This is a genomic window from Shewanella sp. Isolate13, from assembly GCF_022398325.1.
Classification (GTDB): domain Bacteria; phylum Pseudomonadota; class Gammaproteobacteria; order Enterobacterales; family Shewanellaceae; genus Shewanella.
On sequence record NZ_JAKEVD010000004.1, the window covers coordinates 204,010 to 225,241 of the forward strand.

At 46.9% G+C, this 21,232-nt stretch carries 15 protein-coding genes, 1 tRNA gene and 3 rRNA genes; 6 read left to right on the forward strand and 13 right to left on the reverse strand.

Translation table 11 applies throughout. The features are described 5' to 3' along the window. Positions 1-146 precede the first annotated feature (146 nt). From L1D44_RS04475 to L1D44_RS04485, 3 genes are read right to left on the reverse strand one after another with little or no spacing between them, the layout of a single operon-like run. Positions 147-1,292 (reverse strand): ABC transporter permease, encoded by a 1,146-nt coding sequence (locus tag L1D44_RS04475; protein WP_239888990.1) that lies wholly within the window; start codon positions 1,290-1,292, stop codon positions 147-149. After that, positions 1,289-2,254, reverse strand: coding sequence for an ABC transporter ATP-binding protein (locus L1D44_RS04480; protein WP_239888991.1), 966 nt, complete (start codon positions 2,252-2,254; stop codon positions 1,289-1,291). The genes L1D44_RS04475 and L1D44_RS04480 overlap by 4 nt, the downstream gene beginning before the upstream one ends. Further along, positions 2,251-3,201 carry an HlyD family efflux transporter periplasmic adaptor subunit gene (locus L1D44_RS04485; RefSeq protein WP_239888992.1) on the reverse strand — a complete coding sequence of 317 codons (951 nt, stop codon included), beginning with the start codon at positions 3,199-3,201 and terminating at the stop codon, positions 2,251-2,253. The genes L1D44_RS04480 and L1D44_RS04485 overlap by 4 nt, the downstream gene beginning before the upstream one ends. 372 nt (positions 3,202-3,573) lie before the next feature. On the opposite strand from L1D44_RS04485, the gene L1D44_RS04490 reads away from it, so the two are divergent. Continuing rightward, the gene (locus L1D44_RS04490) at positions 3,574-4,893 is read left to right on the forward strand and encodes a hypothetical protein (RefSeq protein WP_239888993.1); all 1,320 of its coding nucleotides are present in this window, start codon (positions 3,574-3,576) and stop codon (positions 4,891-4,893) included. Between the two features lie 349 nt (positions 4,894-5,242). Here the strand turns inward: L1D44_RS04490 and L1D44_RS04495 are convergent, their stop codons facing one another. Next, positions 5,243-6,427 (reverse strand): NAD(P)/FAD-dependent oxidoreductase, encoded by a 1,185-nt coding sequence (locus tag L1D44_RS04495; protein ID WP_239888994.1) that lies wholly within the window; start codon positions 6,425-6,427, stop codon positions 5,243-5,245. Between the two features lie 322 nt (positions 6,428-6,749). Here L1D44_RS04495 and L1D44_RS04500 point away from each other — a divergent pair, with 322 nt between their 5' ends. Then, positions 6,750-6,935 carry a hypothetical protein gene (locus L1D44_RS04500; protein ID WP_239888995.1) on the forward strand — a complete coding sequence of 62 codons (186 nt, stop codon included), beginning with the start codon at positions 6,750-6,752 and terminating at the stop codon, positions 6,933-6,935. A 92-nt stretch (positions 6,936-7,027) separates the two neighbouring features. Here the strand turns inward: L1D44_RS04500 and gpsA are convergent, their stop codons facing one another. The 3 genes from gpsA to L1D44_RS04515 form a co-directional block, all read right to left on the reverse strand. After that, entirely contained in the window at positions 7,028-8,047 is a 1,020-nt protein-coding gene (gpsA, locus tag L1D44_RS04505) for an NAD(P)H-dependent glycerol-3-phosphate dehydrogenase (protein ID WP_239888996.1), read from the reverse strand. Positions 8,048-8,051: 4 nt separating this feature from the next. After that, positions 8,052-8,537: a protein-export chaperone SecB gene (gene secB, locus L1D44_RS04510; protein WP_202723677.1), complete on the reverse strand. Its 486-nt coding sequence runs from the start codon at positions 8,535-8,537 to the stop codon at positions 8,052-8,054. 245 nt (positions 8,538-8,782) lie between these two features. After that, on the reverse strand, positions 8,783-9,217 hold the full coding sequence (locus tag L1D44_RS04515) for a rhodanese-like domain-containing protein (RefSeq protein WP_239888997.1): 435 nt from the start codon (positions 9,215-9,217) through the stop codon (positions 8,783-8,785). Between the two features lie 238 nt (positions 9,218-9,455). Between L1D44_RS04515 and gpmM the strand changes: the two genes are divergently transcribed. Genes gpmM through L1D44_RS04535 form a run of 4 tightly spaced genes read left to right on the forward strand, consistent with a single transcriptional unit; the run spans position 9,456 to position 14,146 of the window. Beyond that, complete coding sequence (gene gpmM / locus L1D44_RS04520; protein WP_239888998.1) at positions 9,456-11,000, forward strand: 2,3-bisphosphoglycerate-independent phosphoglycerate mutase; 1,545 nt, start codon at positions 9,456-9,458, stop codon at positions 10,998-11,000. 10 nt (positions 11,001-11,010) lie between these two features. Further along, positions 11,011-12,144: a peptidoglycan DD-metalloendopeptidase family protein gene (locus tag L1D44_RS04525; RefSeq protein WP_239888999.1), complete on the forward strand. Its 1,134-nt coding sequence runs from the start codon at positions 11,011-11,013 to the stop codon at positions 12,142-12,144. A gap of 34 nt (positions 12,145-12,178) precedes the next feature. Beyond that, positions 12,179-13,384, forward strand: coding sequence for a S41 family peptidase (locus L1D44_RS04530; RefSeq protein ID WP_239889000.1), 1,206 nt, complete (start codon positions 12,179-12,181; stop codon positions 13,382-13,384). 6 nt (positions 13,385-13,390) lie between these two features. After that, positions 13,391-14,146 carry a divergent polysaccharide deacetylase family protein gene (locus L1D44_RS04535; protein WP_239889001.1) on the forward strand — a complete coding sequence of 252 codons (756 nt, stop codon included), beginning with the start codon at positions 13,391-13,393 and terminating at the stop codon, positions 14,144-14,146. On the opposite strand, the gene L1D44_RS04540 is transcribed toward L1D44_RS04535, so the two are convergent. The 6 genes from L1D44_RS04540 to L1D44_RS04565 form a co-directional block, all read right to left on the reverse strand. Further along, on the reverse strand, positions 14,132-14,581 hold the full coding sequence (locus L1D44_RS04540; RefSeq protein ID WP_239889002.1) for an Rrf2 family transcriptional regulator: 450 nt from the start codon (positions 14,579-14,581) through the stop codon (positions 14,132-14,134). The two genes, L1D44_RS04535 and L1D44_RS04540, sit on opposite strands and share 15 nt — an antisense overlap. 50 nt (positions 14,582-14,631) lie before the next feature. Next, the gene (locus L1D44_RS04545; RefSeq protein WP_220768029.1) at positions 14,632-14,886 is read right to left on the reverse strand and encodes a YkgJ family cysteine cluster protein; all 255 of its coding nucleotides are present in this window, start codon (positions 14,884-14,886) and stop codon (positions 14,632-14,634) included. Between the two features lie 608 nt (positions 14,887-15,494). Beyond that, a tRNA-Asp gene (locus L1D44_RS04550) sits at positions 15,495-15,571 on the reverse strand. Positions 15,572-15,865: 294 nt separating this feature from the next. Continuing rightward, positions 15,866-15,981, reverse strand: a 5S ribosomal RNA gene (gene rrf / locus L1D44_RS04555). 375 nt (positions 15,982-16,356) lie between these two features. Beyond that, positions 16,357-19,145 (reverse strand): 23S ribosomal RNA (locus L1D44_RS04560). 535 nt (positions 19,146-19,680) lie between these two features. Next, positions 19,681-21,223: ribosomal RNA gene (locus L1D44_RS04565) — 16S ribosomal RNA — on the reverse strand. The 16S, 23S and 5S rRNA genes sit together here with 1 tRNA gene alongside, the layout of an rRNA operon. Between the last annotated feature and the right edge of the window lie 9 nt (positions 21,224-21,232).

Genomic DNA, 21,232 nt, shown 5'->3' on the forward strand with positions numbered 1-21,232 from the left:
CCGATATCTTTCTAAAATCTAGCCCCTTTAAGCAACGACCTTAAAGTAACAAGTTTTTAATCAAGCGTTTTAACAGTGGCCTGCTACGACTAGTTATTCATTATTAACGCTAGCGAATGATGAAGCAGCATCTGCTATTAACTTAGCTAGCCTAAATTCTTTTTAAAGCGCATAGATGCCACAACCAGCCCGATCACCGTAAATACCGCCAACCAAGTCACGTCATAGGTCATATCGATAATTTCAACATCTCGCAGCACGACACCACGGATCAGCCGCATAAAATGAGTCGCAGGCAGCGCCTCGGCAATGTATTGCGCCTCGAGTGGCATGCCTTCATAGGGAAACATAAATCCCGATAACAATATGGAAGGCAGCAGCACGAAAATAGTCATCTGCATCGACTGTAGCTGACTTTTAGCTATAGTCGAGATCACTAAGCCTAAGGTTAAGCTCGCCATAATAAACAGCAAGGTCGCCCCAGCCAGCTGCAATAGACTGCCGTTTATCGGCACATTAAAGACGCTGTATCCCAAACCAAGAATGATGCTAACCTGCACAATACCAATAAACATGTAGGGGATGATCTTGCCTAACATCAGCTCAATAGAGCGGATCGGGGTGGTGATCAGCATCTCTAAGTTACCGCGCTCACGTTCACGCACAATCGCCGCCGAAGTGAACATAATCATGGTCATGGTGAGAATAACCCCCACCAGCCCAGGTACGATATTCACCGCCGTACGCTGCTCAGGGTTATAAAATAACGCCACCTCAAAGGTGGGTGTGGTTCGATTAGCTGGCATTCCAAGTAGCTCAGTTAATGGCATGGCGCGCAGGCCTTTGATGGCTGCAGCCACCATGGTATCTGAGCCATCCACAATCCACTGTGCCACTGGACGGCTGGTCTCCTCATCGCTGGAGGGCGGCGTACCTAGCCCCACCGTTTTGTGGCGCACTAAACGCTGACTGACATCTTTGGGGATCACTAACACCGCGCGCACTTCACCTCTGACTATCGCAGCATGGGCCGTTTCGATATCAACGAAATGCTCGGTAAACTCCACCACCTGAGTCGCTCTTACAGTTTGGATTAACACTCGACTCAGGCCCGTTTGACTCTGATCCACCACACCGACTGGGATATCTCGAATATTGGTGTTAATCGCAAAGCCAAATAACATCAGCTGGATCAACGGGATCATTATCACCATACCAAAGGTCATTCGGTCGCGTTTAAGCTGAGTCAGCTCCTTAACCACAATCGCCTGTAACCGATAAAGCGTTTTCATTGACGCCCCTTCCCCGTACAAGTGACGAATACATCCTCAAGGCTCGGCCTCACCAGTGTTAACCCATCCAGCGGCAAGGATTGCTTTTCACTTAAAAAACCAACTGGATCACTGCAATGACTTTTGACTAAGACCCGTAATCTAGAGCCTAGCTGTGCGGCGCTAATCACCTCCGGAAGCGCCAGTAACTCTTGCTTAAGGCGTCTTAAGTTTGTAGATTCGACCTCAACCACCTGCGCTCCCATGTTTTGCATCAGCTCATCGGGCGAGCCATCTGCGCGCTTAACCCCAGCCTCTAATATTGCTAGCTTATGGCAGCGCTCCGCCTCATCCATATAGTGAGTCGACACTAAGATGGTGGTGCCCTGTTCACACAGATCGAATAATTTCTCCCAAAAATCGCGGCGATTCTCAGGGTCCACAGCCGAAGTTGGCTCATCTAAAAACAGTAATTCAGGCTTATGCATGGTCGCAGCCGCCAAGCCTAGGCGTTGCTTCTGACCACCACTCATACTACCGGCAAGCTGATCGGCCTTTTGGTCTAATCCGTAGGTATGCAGCAACTCTTCTATGCGCGCAGTTTGCTCTTTGCGAGACAAACCGTAGATTTTGGCAATAAACTTCAGGTTTTCTTTAACCGTTAAGTCGTCATATAGGGAAAACTTTTGCGTCATGTAGCCGATTTTAAGGCGTAGCTTTTCGGCATCTCTTGGCAAGGTGAGCCCTAATACTTCTATCTCACCGGAAGTCGGCAGCAATAGGCCAGTTAACATGCGAATCGCCGTGGTCTTACCGCAACCATTGGGGCCTAAAAAACCATAGATTTGGCCCTTCTCAACCTCAAAGTCGAGCTCCTGAATTGCCTTTAAACTACCAAAGTCTCGGCATAGAGCCTTAGTTTTAATGACCGGTTGATTATTCAGGGGGACCGACTGGCGGTTTTTGATGACCGATGAAGTCATGGCATCTCTACCTGAGCGGGTACGCCACTGGGCAATGAAGCCGAGCTGTCGGGAAGTTGCACTTCGGCGAGATACATCAGTCGCGAGCGCTCCTCTTGATTTAGCGCATAATAGGGCGTGAAAGCAGGCTCATTGGCTATCCAACTGACCTTGCCTTCGATGGGCTTGTCGATACCATCCACGTGCACTAAGAGCGCATCACCAATGCTTATCCTCACTCTATATGGCTCAGGCACATAAACCCGCGCAAAAGGTGCCTTACCCGCCAGCACCACCGCCAGCGGGCTTCCTTGAGTCACGCGTTCACCTAAGTTCCAGGGCAAGTTATCGAGAATGCCATCGCGAGTAGCGCGAATGGTTAAGTCATCGAGCTTCTTCTGCTCGCCTAATAACACAGCCTCGCTAGCCTGCAGGTTTGCCAAGGCAAAACGAATATCCTCTTCACGGGAACCGCTCACTAATTCACGTAGGTTTTCCTGAGCGCTCTCAAGGCTAGCATTGTCGGCATCACGGCTAGCTAAGGCTCGGTCGAGATCGGCTTTACTGGCAAGATTGTCCTTAGCCATGCTGGCGATTCGACGGTAATTGGCTTCGCTTTCTTGCAACCGAGCTTGGGCTCCGGCGACCGTTGCTCTGGCAGAGGCTATCTCCTCTTCGCGAGCCCCCTTGAGTAACTTTTCATAATTAGCCGTGGCTTGAGCCACATCGGCTAACGCCTTAGCAACATGTGCTCTTTGCTGGGTATCATCGAGTTGCACCAGCACTGTGCCTTTCGTGACCATACTCCCCTGTGCTACAGGCAAGGCGACCACGACTTCGTTAGTGGTTGCCGTCAGTGCAATACGCTGGCGCTCTAAGCTTCCCAGCGCCACATGCTTTGAACCGCTATCACATGCACTAAGCGATAACAGCAGAGATATAATTATCAGTATGCGCACAATAACCATCCTTAATTACTGGTAGCAAGCCTACGTTTTCTTCACTCACCATACTCTTAATATTATTCAGTATAAAGGGCGAATCGCTCACCAAAAGTTGCGCAGTTCGGAGTAGACCAACCTCTCATACTGATAGGTATAAATAATAGTTAAGTCATTGACTATTTCCCTGCGGGTTTAAGAATATTTTGAATTTTTTTGAAATCCTTTGAATTGTTGAAATAAATAGAATTAATAACAATTCACAGCTGTTAACGCTTCTTTGTGTTTATTTTGTTCTTAGACATTCAACGGTTTTAAACGGAGCAAAAATTTAGCTAAAAAAATGAGTTATAAGCAAATAAATCGATAAACAAGGAAACAAATAACATGGAGCTTAACATGCGTAAAAATCCACTTAGAGCAGCCAATAAACATCAATATTTCTCACTGCTTCCAACACTATTACTCACCTACACCCTAACGGCCTGTAGCGGTGATGACGAGGACAATGCACCTGTGCCACAAGAGCCCCCAACAGTCGTGGCCCCTACCCCAATATCAGGTCTGTTCCTTGATAGTCCTGTAATTGGCATCGGTTATCGTACCCAAACCCTTGAAGGAATAACGGATACTGAAGGTAGATATGATTATATTGAGGGAGAGACCGTTACTTTTCATATCGGCGACTTAGAGTTTCCAGCCACTGAAGCGTCGGGTATAGTCACGCCACTTGATATTGCTAACACAGAGGACGTGACAACAGATTCTGTCGTCAACATGGCTAGACTACTACAAACCTTAGATCAAGATAGTAACCCAAGTAATGGCATCACGATAACTCAAACCGCAATAGACAGCGCTGAACCTGTCAACTTTGATTTAGCCGTTAGCGAATTCGCAGCAAGCAGCGCAGTGCTGTCAACAGTTGCAAATGGTGGACAAGATACCAGCGTTTCGGAGCTAATTTCTGAAGAAGCGGCGCTTTCGCACCTGACCGATGAGTTAACAAAAAACAATATTCAAGTCGGAATTGTTGGCAGTTGGCTGGCAAGTGTCGATGAAAACGACCTGCTCAGTATCACCTTTTTTAATGACGGCACCTACGTATTATTTGAAGTCGATAGTGATGACTCAACTGAAGAGTCAGGTATGGAATGGGGAACTTATCAACGTGATAACGATAACCGTGTTTTTACCACGCAGAACTTCGATAAAAACGGTAGTGTCGGACTCAATGACTTTGGGGTAGAAACGGGAGACCCACAGTTATTCGCCAAGTTAGTTAATGGCAATTTGATATTAGATGTCGATGAAGATGCTGACGGCAACATTGATGAAGTTCTAACCTTTACAGCCTTAGCAACCACCGCAGAACTAGGGCCTTGGTTAATAAGAAATATCGATGGCGAGTCAGATGAAAACGATCTGCTTATGTTTGTATTCTATGACGATGGAACTTATGTCCACGCAGAAGTGGATTTCAGTGACCAAGATGAAAAGTCGGGTATGGAATGGGGCGAGTACAGTATTGATTCTGCTAGCAATAAAGTTTCTGTAGATATCACCTTTGATGCAAACGGTGATGCAGGGCTGACAGATTTCACACTTGATCCAACACTGGGGCTATTCTTATCGGTTAGCGATGACGTTTTAAGCTTAGGTGTAGATGAGAATGGTGATAATAAAGTCGATGAAACCCTCTTCTTCACCCGACCTTAAATAAAAGTTAGTTTAAATAAAACAACAAGGCGGTTTAGCCGCCTTGTTGCATTATCAATACTACTTCAGCTCCAATGCCTGACTTATTTCACTCTAAGCTTCTCAGCGCCACATGCTTTGAACTGCTATCACATGCACCAAGCGAAAACAGCAGAGAAATCATTATCAGGATCCACACAATAGCCATCCTTAATTACGTGTAGCAAACGCGCTGTTTATAAGAATCAGTACTCAAGGTACGCCTAATTTGCGACTAACCAAGTCTGGTACTCGCTGTTATTGATTCCATCTTTAAGCGACTGCAGATAGCAAAAAGAGCACCTAAGTGCTCTTTTTGCTATCGATATACCTATACAGCTTGTCCGGCAGCCACACCAGAGCTCCATGCCCACTGAAAGTTAAAGCCGCCAAGCCAACCACTGACATCCATCACTTCGCCGGCAAAAAATAAGCCTGGAACAGATTTAGCTTCCATGGTCTTAGACGATAATTCATCGGTGTCGACACCACCTAAGGTGACTTCAGCAGTGCGGTAACCTTCGGTGCCGTTCATCACTAATGTCCACGACTCAAGATCCACAGCGAGTTGCTCACGTTCGGCATGTACTAGTTGGTTTAGAGCCTTATTGAGCAACATCTCGTCAAATAGCACTTCGACTAAACGCTTAGGCAACCATTGTGACAGCGCATTACGCAGGCTCTGCTTAGGGCTGGCTTCAAGTGCTTGCTGGATTTTAGCGCGCACATCTTCACCCGGTAGCAGGTTGATACTAATCGCCTCGCCAGGGTTCCAATAATTGGAGATCTGTAAAATAGCGGGGCCCGATAACCCTCTATGAGTGAATAGCAATGCCTCACTAAACTGAGTGCCATCTTTGGCGGTAATCGTGCTCGGAACGGCGATCCCCGACAGCGGTTCGAAGCGCTGCTTTTGCTCACTATGCCAAGTAAAAGGTACAAGCCCTGCATGGGTCGACAGCACCTTTAAACCAAACTGCTGCGCAATATGGTATCCGTAAGGCGATGCACCTAGCTTTGGCATAGATAAGCCACCTGTGGCGATAACTAATGACTCACAAGAGTAATGTTCTTTGTCAGTTTTGACTTCAAACAGACCATCGGAGTTTTTGCTTATATCACTGATTTCAGTGCGTAGCTTAATCTGCACTCCCGCCCACTCACACTCGGTAAGCAACATGGTGACGATCTCTTTGGCGGAGTCATTGCAGAACAGCTGACCGTGGTCACGTTCATGATATTCGATACCATGACGCTCAACCAGTTCGATAAAGTCACTGGAGCGGTAACGTGCCAGTGCTGACTTTACAAAATGGCCATTGCTACAGATAAAGTTATTCGGCTCGACCTTTTGATTAGTGAAATTACAACGGCCGCCACCACTGATCAGGATCTTACGCCCCGCTTGTTTAGCGTTATCAAGCACCAATACATCACGGCCACGGTAACCCGCAGTCGCTGCGCACATCAACCCAGCGGCTCCTGCACCAATAATGATGACGTCATGATGTTTCACTCGATAACTCCTAAAAACGTAACTAGCCTCAAAACTAGGGTAAGTTTTGAGCATAAAAGGGGCGCTATTTTAGCACTGTTATTTATACATGGAAGTATTTATCCCAACTTCGCCATGGATGGCAAGAAGTGGTAATTATACAGGGAAGTATTTATGCCAGCTTCGACAAAAAGTGCTTTTGCCATGAGTTAAGCTGCCAACTGCCTTGATAGCTCATGTTTCACTTTGTCCCCCCCCCCCCTTATTCAATAAGTCCGCATTTGATAATGTAAGAATGACTAACGATTTTTCATGGATAGATTGCTTATTAATAAGGGTTTTTATGAAAGTAAGCCAACAATTTACCTATTTAAAACGTACAGCTATTGGGGTGAATATGCTTGCCGTTCTGAGTATCTCGCTTGGCCATAGCAATGGTCTGTTCTTGCTCTTAGGGACAATCATGTTTTGGGGGCTATTCTTGGCTACTGCGTTAGAGGAGCTTATTCAGGCACAAAGAAAGGAATAACTGACCTGTATTACGGTCGTGAAAACAAAAAACCGAAGCTAGGCTTCGGTTTTCAATCAACTCAATAAGTTGCTCTGTCTAATAGTTAAAAACTACTCTGCCGACGATGTCTCAGACTTTTGCTCACGGCTGAGTAGCTCTTTCGCTGCATCAACTGGTGACTTGCCTTTATACAAGACTTGATAAACCTGTTCGGTGATTGGCATCTCGACGCCTAAACGCTTAGCCAGCGTGTAGACCTCTTTAGTGTTGCGATACCCTTCAACCACTTGACCAATCTCATCTTGCGCGGTTTCAACATCTGAGCCTTTGCCCAATGCTAAACCGAAGCGACGATTGCGTGATTGGTTATCGGTACAAGTCAGTACCAAGTCACCAAGACCCGCCATGCCCATAAAGGTTGAACCTTGAGCACCTAATGCTTCACCAAGTCGAGTCAGCTCAACGAGGCCGCGAGTGATCAGTGCGGTACGCGCATTGGCACCAAAACCGATACCGTCAGACAGACCTGCGCCAATCGCGATAACGTTTTTAACTGCGCCGCCAAGCTGCAGACCAATAAAGTCATCGTTAGCATAAACGCGCAAACGCTTAGGGCTATGCAGTAATTCGACTAGGTCTTTAGTGAACAGTGGGTCGGTACCCGCTATCGAAATCGCTGTCGGCATGCCAGCAGCAAGCTCTTTAGCAAACGTCGGCCCCGATAATACGGCTAGTGGATACTCATCGCCTAACACTTCGCGAGCAACATCTTGTATTAAACGGCCAGTCTCAGGCTCTAGGCCTTTGGTCGCCCAAACAATACGAGAGTCTTTACGCAGCAGCGGTTTGGCTTGGTTCAGCACTAAACCAAAAACATGACTAGGCACAACTACTAGCACATTGTTAGATGCAGCTAATGCCGTCGCTAAGTCAGCCTCTGGAATTAATAGGTCTGGTAATGGAATACCCGGTAAAAACGCTTCGTTAGACTTGTCGTTTATCAGGTTTTCTATGTGCTCGGGTTCGTGGCCCCAAAGCATGGTTCTGTGGCCATTGCTTGCTAAAGAAATGGCAAGGGCGGTCCCGTAAGAGCCCGCCCCCAGTACCGTAATGTCGGCAGTGTTTTTCATGCTATTAAGCGTTAGCTTCTTCTGCTGGAGCTTCAGCTGCTGCAGCTTGACGCTGTTGAACATACTGAGCAAATAATGCGTCAAAGTTAACTGGCGCTAGGTTTAGTTGTGGGAAAGTACCACGGCTTACTAGGCTGCCAATTGCTTCGCGAGCATATGGGAAAAGAACGTTAGGGCAGTATGCACCTAGAGAGTGAGCTAGCTGCTGTTCAGTTAGACCAGCGATAGCGAAGATACCCGCTTGCTGAACTTCACATAGGAAAGCAGTTTCTTCACCGTTTTTAGCTGTAACAGTCAAAGACAGTACAACTTCATATACGTCATCAGATAGTTTGTTGCTGCGAGTATCTAGATCAAGCTTAACTTCTGGGTTCCACTCTTTCTGGAAAACAGCTGGGCTGTTTGGTGTTTCAAAAGAGATATCTTTTGTGTAAACACGTTGAATGTTGAATTGTGGACCTTGTTGTTCGTTGTTTGCTACTTCAGACATACTATCCTACCTTAAAAAAATGTTAATGAGGCTACTTCAAAAGAGCCAGTCTCAGGGCTTTGCAAGCTTGGTATGGAAACCTAGTTTGCTATCCCGGTTTTTAATTTATTTAGTCAACAGACGCTTTTTAGGAGGGAACTCGCCCTCAGTTCAATGCTGGTAACCACAATAAGTTGAGAGCTAACACTCTAATCAATTACTCAACAAAAAAGCAATGGCTACACTAACACTTCAATCTTTCACTTCTATCTTTTGCTTTTTGAAACAGGCAAGTTATTTGACTGCCATTCACCCATACCACCTTTCAGGTTGCTCACGTTTTCAAAACCGTGCTTAACCATCAGTTGAGCAGCTTGAGACGAAGTCATGCCAGCGTTGCATACCATTATAATGGGACTGGCTTTTGAGTTTTCAAGGGTTTTAAGCTGATTATTTTTTATATCGGCTAGCGGAACGTTGATAGCGCCAACGATATGACCCTTCTTAAACTCTTCTTTGCCGCGCACATCGACTACTTTGGCGTCTTGCTTGTTGATCATCATAGTCGCTTCTTGATGATTGACATTTTTTACTTTAGAAACGCTTGTCTTAATCGTTATGACGATAACACCGATAAACAAACCAACCCAAGCTACGCTTAACATAGGGTTAGCTTTAAAAAATTCCATATATTCTTGCATCGTTACTGCCTACTATTTTTAGGGCCAAATATAATGAGGGCACAGAGTATACCATTGCTTCAGGCAGAATACAGAATGTTAGTCACGCTTGTAGAGATAGAGCAGCCTTGAAAGCGCTTCGATCAGGCAATTCGATAACGGCAATCTGGGTAAATAACTTTATACCCGACCATAATTGGTAGTAATATTTAACCAATTCCGATTTAAATCTTATTTTTTTAAACTTAAAGGTACTACCATGACGACACGCAAACGCCCGTTGGCATTGCTGATCCTCGATGGCTGGGGTTACCGTGAAAACACTCAGAAAAATGCTGTTTTTCATGCCAATACGCCCGTTCTTGATCAGTTAAATGCGACATATCCAAACAGTTTAATTTCAGGTTCAGGTATCGATGTAGGCCTACCCGATGGTCAGATGGGTAACTCTGAGGTCGGACATATCAATATTGGCTCTGGCCGTATCGTCTACCAAGAACTCACTCGCATCAGTAAGTCTATCGACGATGGAGAGTTTGATAGCAATCCTGCACTGACTGCTGCGGTAGACGCCGCAATCAAAGCCGATGGTGCGGTGCACATCATGGGTCTCTTATCTCCAGGTGGCGTTCACAGTCACCAAGATCATATCGAAGCCATGTGCCGCCTTGCGGTAAAGCGTGGTGCTAAAAAAGTGTATCTACATGCCTTTTTAGATGGTCGCGATACACCACCTCGCAGCGCAAAGCCTGAACTGGCACATTTTGAAGCGCTATTTAACACCTTAGGTACGGGTCAAGTCGCCTCTATCATTGGCCGTTACTACGCTATGGATCGAGATAACCGCTGGGATCGCGTCTCTCAAGCTTACGAGCTGATCACCGAAGGTAAGAGCCTACACCAAGCAGCCAATGCGGTTGAAGCTATCGAAGCCGCTTACGCTCGTGATGAAAACGATGAGTTTGTTGCTAGCACAGCGATTCCTGATGCACAGGGAAAGATAGCTAAACTTGAAGATAATGATGCACTTATCTTCATGAACTTCCGTGCCGATCGCGCCCGCCAAATCACCCGCAGCTTTGTTGATAGCGACTTCGATGGCTTCGAACGAGCTGTAACACCTAAGATCAACTTCGTAATGCTGACCGAATACGCCGCCGACATTAACGCCGCAATTGCTTATCCGTCGAGCGACTTAGTGAACACCTTAGGCGAGACCTTACAGAACCGCGATCTGACACAGCTACGTATCTCTGAAACAGAAAAGTATGCTCATGTGACTTTCTTCTTCAACGGCGGCAAAGAGGAGCCATTCAAGGGCGAAGATCGCATTCTGGTTCAATCTCCGAAAGTGGCAACCTACGACCTTCAGCCTGAGATGAGCTCAACAGAGCTTACCGACAAACTCGTTGCAGCCATTGAGTCTACAGAATATGACGTGATCATCTGTAATTATCCTAATGGTGACATGGTAGGTCATACCGGTAACTTCGATGCTGCGGTTAAAGCCTGTGAAGCGGTCGATAGCTGTATTGGCCGAGTCGTTGAAGCACTAGAGAAAGTCGGAGGCGAATGCTTGATTACAGCCGACCACGGTAATGCCGAGCAGATGACCGATGAGAAAACGGGGCAAGCTCATACTGCCCATACTAGCGAGCTAGTACCACTCATCTATGTCGGACGTGACGCAGAGATAGAAAAAGGCGGACGTTTAAGTGATTTAGCGCCGACTATGTTAACCTTGATGGGACAACAAGTGCCTGCAGAGATGACAGGTCGCTCGATAATAAAACTCAAAGAGTAAGAGTTAACAATTGAACATTCGATTTTTTATCAAAGCCAGCATTATTGCTGGCTTTCTATCACTTCCTTTAATGGTACATGCGACCGATCTTGAGCGTCGCCAGTCTGAGCTAAAATCGATTCAAGCCCAGATTAACAAGCAGCAGTCGGCTGTAAAAAATACCAATAAACAGAGGGAGCAATTGATCTCTCTATTGAAAGATGATGAAAAAGCGATTGCTCGAGCTGCAAAAAAAGTCAATCACACTAGACAGGACTTAGCACAAACCGACAAAAAAATTGCCGAGCTAGACGCCAAACAGGTCCAATTAAATAAGTTAAAAACGGCGCAACAGAAGTCTCTCTCAAATCAACTCGCGAGTGCCTATTTAGCAGGTAATCACGATTACACCAAGATGCTGTTAAACCAACAGTCTCCGGCCAGTATCGAGCGACTACTGGCCTATTACCAGTATCTTAATAAAGCCCGCATGGAGTCTATTAATCAGTTACAAACCACCCTGAAAGAGCTGGATGAAGTTCAAGCTAAGCAGCAAGAACAGCAGAGACGACTCAATAAACTGGTGCTTGAACAGCAGCAGCAAGCTAAAAAGCTAACCCAAGAACAGTCCCAGAGACAGAATACCCTTACCCAGTTACAAAGAACATTAAACAGTAGCGGTGCTAAGCTAGAGCAGCTTCAAATTGAAGAGGCCAGCCTAAAACGAGTAGTCGAACAAGCGCTGACGGCAATGAAGAATAACCCATCATATGAGGGTTTATCGAGCCGCAACAAACTCAAATGGCCAGCTAACGGACGCATAAGATCAGCCTTTGGCAGCAAGCGTTCAGGGCAAGTGAAATGGAAAGGTGTCATCATTTCAGCCGCAGAAGGTCAAAATGTTAACGCAATTGCAGGCGGCAAGGTTATTTATGCCGACTGGCTACGTGGCTTTGGTATGGTTTTAGTCGTCGATCACGGTAAAGGATATATGAGTCTATATGGCCATGCACAAGCATTACTTAAGAGTGCTGGTGACTCAGTGAGTAAAGGCGAGCCTGTCGCATTGGTCGGACGTTCGGGTGGACAGACAGAGCCTGGCCTATACTTTGAGGTAAGGCACAAGGGGCAAGCTGTCGATCCAGCAAGGTATTGCAAACGTTAGACTCCATAACCCCTTTAAGATATAAGGGGTTAATATGTCACAGTGCATTCGTTACTTTTGCTGTCTTGCAGCCGGATTAGCATTAGGGTTATCGATTACTCTATCTGGGCAAGAGCATACTCAAGAATACAAGTCTCACTTAAGCTACCCAGTGCTTCTCGATATCATCGACACCATTGAGACCTACTACGTACAAAAACTCACCGAAGATGAGCTTATAGAGGCTGCTATCGAAGGCATCTTCAATAAGCTCGATCCCTACTCAAGCTTCCTTGATAAACAAACCTTCGCCAGCATGCAGGAGATTAACAATGGCGAATATTTTGGTTTTGGTGTCGAAATTGCAACCGATAATGACCAAATAACCATAGTGACGCCCTTTGCTGAGTCACCCGCAGAAGCGGCTGGCATTAAACCTGGCGATCGCGTCATCAAACTCAACAAGCAATGGGTTAAAGCAGATAAACTAGAGAGCATTCTCGATGAGATTAAGCAGCATAGCTTAAATAACCTTCCGATTGAGCTTGAAATGGTGAGAGCCAACTCAGACGTTCATTACTCCGTTACTCTCAAGCCAAGCCTTATCGCGATCAACCCTATAGAAGCGGAGATTCTAGATAACAACATAGGCTACATCCGCCTCTCTAGCTTTCAAGAAAACTCCACTCAAGAACTAGTGAAGCAACTTTCTCTCTGGCAACCCAAAGAACTGAATGGGATCATACTCGATTTACGGAATAACCCTGGCGGGTTGCTGGATCAAGCTATAACTATCGCCGATCTGTTCCTAGATAAAGGCCGCATCGTGGCGACAGAAGGGCGCTTCTTCGACGCAAATTCAGACTATTACGCCTCACCACAAACCATGGCAACCAATATCCCCATGACCGTATTAATCAATAAGGGCTCAGCTTCTGCCTCTGAAGTCCTCGCTGCAGCATTGCAAGATAATGGCCGTGCCCAATTAATTGGGCAAACCAGCTTTGGTAAGGGAACCATACAAAGCCTTATCCCAACCCTGATGGATGGCAACGCGATAAAACTCACCATCGCCAAATACACCACCCCAAATGGTAATGACATACACTCAAAAGGTATTGAACCAGATATAAAAATTGAACTTGATGCTGTATCAGAAGATGAAAGTATGCCTATAATCGACACAAATTCACTCCGTGAGTCTGTTGCTAAAGACAAACTAGTCAACTCAGCGATTGCATGGATTAAGGCTGAAAAATAACAACCAGTGCGCTATTTCCTATTATTACTCTTTCTACTGTTACCGAGCGCTAGTGTATTCGCCAGCAAAATAGCCATCATCATTGACGATATTGGATATCGTCAATCTGATAAGGCTGTGCTGAGCCTACCTTCGAATATCACTCTTTCAATATTGCCACATACCCCTTTAGGTAAGAGCCTAGCTTCCGAAGCCTATCATCAAGGCAATGAAATATTGGTCCATCTGCCGATGCAAGCGCTAAATGGTAAAGCGATTGGTCCTGGCGCCTTAACAAATGCAATGGAAGAAGCGGAGTTCAAGTCACAGCTAAAGGACTCTATTACCAGTGTGCCCTATGCCAGCGGGGCTAATAATCATATGGGCAGTTTACTTACGCAGTTAGATGATCCGATGCGTTGGGTAATGGAATCGCTGCAGCAACACAATATTTACTTTATCGATAGTATGACCACCAAATACACCCGAGCGGGCGCCATGGCTGAAACTATCGGGATACCGTTACTCAGAAGAGAGATATTTTTAGATAATGACCGCTCACAAGCTGGATTAGAGAAACAGTTTCAACATGCCATTTCATTAGCACATGAAAAAAGTAATATCGTGGTGATCGCCCACCCCTACCCTGAAACAATTAGCTTTCTGATAGCAAACTTACACAGGTTGGCAAACGAGGAGATTGAGCTGGTGCACACGTCGCAATTGCTACCGCAACGCGTGAACGCAAAAATATCGGCTAAGCGGGTGTTACTGCAGGATTGAGATAGACAGATCAGGCAACAGCGACTTAAGCTCCTGTTTGTTGGTCACGATCATATCTAAGGTGTAACCATCTAATACCGCTAAATAGGCATCAACGGCATCACCTAATACGCCTTTAAGCTTACAAGCAGGTGTAAATAAACAGTAAGGCTTACTACAATCGATTGGCGCTAAAGAGTTTTCTAGAGCACGCACGACTTGGCCAATGTTTATTTCAGCTGCAGGCTTTGCGAGTCTAAAGCCGCCGCTCTTGCCACGAATCGTTTGCAAATACCCAAGTTTACCTAAGTGATGAACAACCTTAGAGATATGGTTTGCCGACAGATCAAACACTTCCGTGATCTCTGAAATACGGAAAAGCGACTCACGCTCAGAATGCAATGCCAAATACATTAGCGTTCTTAAACCATAATCTGTATAACGAGTTAACTGCATTGATTAACAATCCGTAAAATAAGTATATAAAGAGATCTCTAAAGGTATTATCAAGCGCTGGTAGCCGTTTCTAGAGAGCTAATTAACCACAAAGCCTCAGTATCAGTCTTACCACAAACATCCTCTGTAGCCGCAAATAAACCGCATACAGCTGGGCGTTCTGCTTGCCCGAACAGTTTACACAAGTTGTTATCATCTAGCTGTATACATCTAACCCCAGCAGGCTTTCCATCGGGCATCCCAGGGATGCTAGTGGTAATAGATGGCGCAATACAACAAGCACCGCAGCCTAAACGACAATTCATGTTCTTACCTTAACTTGTACAACGCACATTATATCTCTATCAGCTCATAGAGGGTTGTGCAACATCACATACTATACAGCAAGCTGGTAGTTAGTTTGTTGATCCGTGATCAGTGTATACACTTTCTATTGAACTTTTTACAAAAACTAGACCTAACGTCCATCAAAACGAAAAAAAGCCTCATCTTTCGATGAGGCTTTCTTCTTAATGTTTGTGGGTGAGTACAACGATAGCTGTAAGCTTACGAACCCGCGCCCCCGGCGTAACAGGCCGCTTTCTTTTTAAAAGAGTCTAAAAGCTCCATGGATGGAGCAAATGCTAGAGATTGTCTGGAACAATTTCGGTCCAACTGAGCTATCGCTCCTTTAGCAAACTGCTTACGCATTTCGATTTGATTTTCCCTTTGAAACACGCATACGAAAAAGCCCTGCTATTTCTAGCAGGGCTTATCGTAATGTTTGTGGGTGAGTACAGCGATAGCTGTGAGCTTACCAACGCGAAGCGAAGCGTAGCTGGGGCGGATTCATCCGCGACGTCACGACTAGATTAATAAATATTACAAAACGAAAAAAGCCTCTGCATTGCTGCAGAGGCTTTCATCTTAATGTTGGCGGAGCGGACGGGACTCGAACCCGCGACCCCCGGCGTGACAGGCCGGTATTCTAACCAACTGAACTACCGCTCCTTTAGCAAAGTGCTTACGCATGATGCTAAATTCTTTTTAAGTCGCTAGCTTGTCAGGGCTAGGAGACTCGCTTTTCTCTATGAGGAAAGCAATGTTTAGCGCCTGGAAATGACCTACTCTCACATGGGGAGACCCCACACTACCATCGGCGATACTGTGTTTCACTGTATTCTAACCAACTGAACTACCGCTCCTTTAGCAAAGTGCTTACGCATGATGCTAAATTCTTTTTAAGTCGCTAGCTTGTCAGGGCTAGGAGACTCGCTTTTCTCTATGAGGAAAGCAATGTTTAGCGCCTGGAAATGACCTACTCTCACATGGGGAGACCCCACACTACCATCGGCGATACTGTGTTTCACTTCTGAGTTCGGAATGGATTCAGGTGGGACCACAGCTCTATGGTTTCCAGACAAATTTGGTAAATTTGAAAAGCTGTTACTCGCCTTGGCAAGTAATTGAAATTAAGTTTTGAGTTCACACTACATTAAGTGCTTYATTCTAATTTTGGATGACCTCCATGGATGGAGGAAATACTTAAAAATGCATGGAGCATTTTAAGTAGAAACATTAGTCTCTCATACAAAACCCATCAGGGTTGTATGGTTAAGCCTCACGAGTCATTAGTATCAGTTAGCTCAACGCCTCACAACGCTTACACACCTGACCTATCAACGTCCTAGTCTCGAACGGCTCTTTAGAGGAATTAAATTCCTAGGGATGACTCATCTTAGGACTCGCTTCCCGTTAGAAACATTAGTCTCTCATACAAAACCCATCAGGGTTGTATGGTTAAGCCTCACGAGTCATTAGTATCAGTTAGCTCAACGCCTCACAACGCTTACACACCTGACCTATCAACGTCCTAGTCTCGAACGGCTCTTTAGAGGAATTAAATTCCTAGGGATGACTCATCTTAGGACTCGCTTCCCGCTTAGATGCTTTCAGCGGTTATCGATTCCGAACGTAGCTACCGGGCAATGCTATTGGCATAACAACCCGAACACCAGCGGTTCGTCCACTCCGGTCCTCTCGTACTAGGAGCAGCTTCCTTCAATCATCCAACGCCCACGGCAGATAGGGACCGAACTGTCTCACGACGTTCTGAACCCAGCTCGCGTACCACTTTAAATGGCGAACAGCCATACCCTTGGGACCGACTTCAGCCCCAGGATGTGATGAGCCGACATCGAGGTGCCAAACACCGCCGTCGATATGAACTCTTGGGCGGTATCAGCCTGTTATCCCCGGAGTACCTTTTATCCGTTGAGCGATGGCCCTTCCATACAGAACCACCGGATCACTATGACCTACTTTCGTACCTGCTCGACGTGTATGTCTCGCAGTTAAGCTGGCTTATGCCATTGCACTAACCGTACGATGTCCGACCGTACTTAGCCAACCTTCGTGCTCCTCCGTTACTCTTTGGGAGGAGACCGCCCCAGTCAAACTACCCACCAGGCACTGTCCCGAACCCCGATTCAGGGGCCGCGGTTAGAACATCAAAACTACAAGGGTGGTATTTCAAGGACGACTCCACACCATCTAGCGACGATGCTTCAAAGTCTCCCACCTATCCTACACATGTAGGTTCAATGTTCAGTGCCAAGCTATAGTAAAGGTTCACGGGGTCTTTCCGTCTAGCCGCGGGTATACGGCATCTTCACCGCAATTTCAACTTCACTGAGTCTCGGCTGGAGACAGCGTGGCCATCATTACGCCATTCGTGCAGGTCGGAACTTACCCGACAAGGAATTTCGCTACCTTAGGACCGTTATAGTTACGGCCGCCGTTTACCGGGGCTTCGATCATGAGCTTCTCCGAAGATAACCCAATCAATTAACCTTCCGGCACCGGGCAGGCGTCATACCGTATACTTCCTCTTGCGAGTTTGCACAGTACTGTGTTTTTGATAAACAGTTGCAGCCACCTGGTATCTGCGACTGCCGTCAGCTTAGGGAGCAAGTCCCATCACCAACAGCAGCGTACCTTCTCCCGAAGTTACGGTACCATTTTGCCTAGTTCCTTCAGCCGAGTTCTCTCAAGCGCCTTGGTATTCTCTACCCGACCACCTGTGTCGGTTTGGGGTACGATTCCTGCTAACCTGAAGCTTAGAAGATTTTCCTGGAAGCATGGCATCAACTACTTCAGTCCCTTAGGACCTCGTCATCAGCTCTCAGCCTTAAGTACACCCGGATTTGCCTAAGTGTACAGCCTACAACCTTAAACGCGGACAACCAACGCCGCGCTAGCCTAGCCTTCTCCGTCTCTCCATCGCAGTTAGCAGAAGTACGGGAATATTAACCCGTTTCCCATCGACTACGCCTTTCGGCCTCGCCTTAGGGGTCGACTCACCCTGCCCCGATTAACGTTGGACAGGAACCCTTGGTCTTTCGGCGAGGAGGTTTTTCACCCCCTTTATCGTTACTCATGTCAGCATTCGCACTTCTGATACCTCCAGTGTGGGTTACCCCTTCACCTTCAACGGCTTACAGAACGCTCCTCTACCGCACTAGACAAAGTCTAGTACCCATAGCTTCGGTGTATTGCTTAGCCCCGTTAAATCTTCCGCGCAGGCCGACTCGACTAGTGAGCTATTACGCTTTCTTTAAATGATGGCTGCTTCTAAGCCAACATCCTAGCTGTCTAAGCCTTCCCACATCGTTTCCCACTTAGCAATAACTTTGGGACCTTAGCTGATGGTCTGGGTTGTTTCCCTTTTCACGACGGACGTTAGCACCCGCCGTGTGTCTCCCGAGTAGTACTCATTGGTATTCGGAGTTTGCAAAGGGTTGGTAAGTCGGGATGACCCCCTAGCCTTAACAGTGCTCTACCCCCAATGGTATTCGCTCGAGGCGCTACCTAAATAGCTTTCGAGGAGAACCAGATATCTCCCGGTTTGATTGGCCTTTCACCCCCAGCCACAAGTCATCACCGCATTTTTCAACATACGTGTGTTCGGTCCTCCAATTGATGTTACTCAATCTTCAACCTGCCCATGGCTAGATCACCGGGTTTCGGGTCTACACCTTGCAACTAAACGCGCAGTTAACACTCGGTTTCCCTACGGCTCCGCTATTCGCTTAACCTCGCTACAAAATGTAAGTCGCTGACCCATTATACAAAAGGTACGCAGTCACGGTCTCAAGAACCGCTCCCACTGCTTGTACGTATACGGTTTCAGGTTCTATTTCACTCCCCTCACAGGGGTTCTTTTCGCCTTTCCCTCACGGTACTGGTTCACTATCGGTCAGTCAGGAGTATTTAGCCTTGGAGGATGGTCCCCCCATATTCAGACAAGATGTCACGTGTCCCGTCCTACTCGTTTTCACATAAAGTTAGTTTTCATGTACGGGGCTATCACCCTGTGCCGCTGCGCTTGTTTCAGTTCCCCGGGTTCGCCTCATTAACCTATGTATTCAGTTAATGATACTAGCTTATGCTAGTGGGTTTCCCCATTCGGACATCGTTAGCTCAAATGCTTGTTACTAGCTCGCCAACGCTTTTCGCAAGTTACTACGTCCTTCATCGCCTCTGACTGCCAAGGCATCCACCATATACGCTTAGTCACTTAACCATACAACCCAAATAAGTCTCTATGAGATTATCCGTTTGTTTTATCAGGGTAGACAAAACAGTCGTATCGCAACTAATGGTTTCTACTTTCGCCAAAATTAGAATTTTCACTTACTTTCGTAAGCCAAGACACTTAATGTTAAGTGTTTTGAGAACTCAATTTTTAATTTCGCAATAATCTTTCGATTATTACTATCAGCTTTCCAAATTTTTAAAGAGCATTGTTACTGCAACAAGGCAGAACAAGTGTCGCTCGCCTCTTTCGAGACAAACAAGCAATCTGTGTGAACACTCAACAACTATYAAGTTAGTCGTATAGGTAAGGAGGTGATCCAGCCCCAGGTTCCCCTAGGGCTACCTTGTTACGACTTCACCCCAGTCATGAACCACACCGTGGTAAACGCCCTCCCGAAGGTTAAGCTATCTACTTCTGGTGCAGCCCACTCCCATGGTGTGACGGGCGGTGTGTACAAGGCCCGGGAACGTATTCACCGTAGCATTCTGATCTACGATTACTAKTAAGTTAGTCGTATAGGTAAGGAGGTGATCCAGCCCCAGGTTCCCCTAGGGCTACCTTGTTACGACTTCACCCCAGTCATGAACCACACCGTGGTAAACGCCCTCCCGAAGGTTAAGCTATCTACTTCTGGTGCAGCCCACTCCCATGGTGTGACGGGCGGTGTGTACAAGGCCCGGGAACGTATTCACCGTAGCATTCTGATCTACGATTACTAGCGATTCCGACTTCATGGAGTCGAGTTGCAGACTCCAATCCGGACTACGACCGGCTTTGTGAGATTAGCTCCACCTCGCGGCTTCGCAACCCTCTGTACCGACCATTGTAGCACGTGTGTAGCCCTACTCGTAAGGGCCATGATGACTTGACGTCGTCCCCACCTTCCTCCGGTTTATCACCGGCAGTCTCCCTAAAGTTCCCACCATTACGTGCTGGCAAATAAGGATAAGGGTTGCGCTCGTTGCGGGACTTAACCCAACATTTCACAACACGAGCTGACGACAGCCATGCAGCACCTGTCTCTCAGTTCCCGAAGGCACCAATCCATCTCTGGAAAGTTCTGAGGATGTCAAGAGTAGGTAAGGTTCTTCGCGTTGCATCGAATTAAACCACATGCTCCACCGCTTGTGCGGGCCCCCGTCAATTCATTTGAGTTTTAACCTTGCGGCCGTACTCCCCAGGCGGTCTACTTAATGCGTTAGCTTGAGAACCCAGTGTTCAAGACACCAAATTCCGAGTAGACATCGTTTACGGCGTGGACTACCAGGGTATCTAATCCTGTTTGCTCCCCACGCTTTCGTACCTGAGCGTCAGTCTTTGTCCAGGGGGCCGCCTTCGCCACCGGTATTCCTTCAGATCTCTACGCATTTCACCGCTACACCTGAAATTCTACCCCCCTCTACAAGACTCTAGTTTGCCAGTTCGAAATGCAGTTCCCAGGTTGAGCCCGGGGCTTTCACATCTCGCTTAACAAACCGCCTGCGTACGCTTTACGCCCAGTAATTCCGATTAACGCTTGCACCCCTCGTATTACCGCGGCTGCTGGCACGAAGTTAGCCGGTGCTTCTTCTGCGAGTAACGTCACAGCTAAGCCGTATTAAGACTTAACCTTTCCTCCTCGCTGAAAGTGCTTTACAACCCGAAGGCCTTCTTCACACACGCGGCATGGCTGCATCAGGCTTTCGCCCATTGTGCAATATTCCCCACTGCTGCCTCCCGTAGGAGTCTGGACCGTGTCTCAGTTCCAGTGTGGCTGATCATCCTCTCAGACCAGCTAGGGATCGTCGCCTTGGTGAGCCATTACCTCACCAACTAGCTAATCCCACCTAGGTTCATCCAATCGCGGAAGGCCCGAAGGTCCCCTCCTTTCCCCCGTAGGGCGTATGCGGTATTAGCAGTCGTTTCCAACTGTTATCCCCCTCGACTGGGCAGATACCTAGGCATTACTCACCCGTCCGCCGCTCGTCACCTCAGGAGCAAGCTCCCTTGTGTTACCGCTCGACTTGCATGTGTTAGGCCTGCCGCCAGCGTTCAATCTGAGCCATGATCAAACTCTTCAATTAAAGTTTTTT

Excerpts from the sequence above, each read along its gene's own strand:
- L1D44_RS04475 (WP_239888990.1), bottom strand. The coding sequence starts at position 1,292 with ATGAAAACGCTTTATCGGTTACAGGCGATTGTGGTTAAGGAGCTGACT.
- gpsA (WP_239888996.1), bottom strand. The coding sequence starts at position 8,047 with ATGAAAAACACTGCCGACATTACGGTACTGGGGGCGGGCTCTTACGGG.
- L1D44_RS04545 (WP_220768029.1), bottom strand. The coding sequence starts at position 14,886 with ATGAATTGTCGTTTAGGCTGCGGTGCTTGTTGTATTGCGCCATCTATT.
- L1D44_RS04540 (WP_239889002.1), bottom strand. The coding sequence starts at position 14,581 with ATGCAGTTAACTCGTTATACAGATTATGGTTTAAGAACGCTAATGTAT.
- gpmM (WP_239888998.1), top strand. The coding sequence starts at position 9,456 with ATGACGACACGCAAACGCCCGTTGGCATTGCTGATCCTCGATGGCTGG.
- L1D44_RS04515 (WP_239888997.1), bottom strand. The coding sequence starts at position 9,217 with ATGCAAGAATATATGGAATTTTTTAAAGCTAACCCTATGTTAAGCGTA.
- L1D44_RS04480 (WP_239888991.1), bottom strand. The coding sequence starts at position 2,254 with ATGACTTCATCGGTCATCAAAAACCGCCAGTCGGTCCCCCTGAATAAT.
- L1D44_RS04485 (WP_239888992.1), bottom strand. The coding sequence starts at position 3,201 with ATGGTTATTGTGCGCATACTGATAATTATATCTCTGCTGTTATCGCTT.
- L1D44_RS04490 (WP_239888993.1), top strand. The coding sequence starts at position 3,574 with ATGCGTAAAAATCCACTTAGAGCAGCCAATAAACATCAATATTTCTCA.
- secB (WP_202723677.1), bottom strand. The coding sequence starts at position 8,537 with ATGTCTGAAGTAGCAAACAACGAACAACAAGGTCCACAATTCAACATT.
- L1D44_RS04500 (WP_239888995.1), top strand. The coding sequence starts at position 6,750 with ATGAAAGTAAGCCAACAATTTACCTATTTAAAACGTACAGCTATTGGG.
- L1D44_RS04530 (WP_239889000.1), top strand. The coding sequence starts at position 12,179 with ATGTCACAGTGCATTCGTTACTTTTGCTGTCTTGCAGCCGGATTAGCA.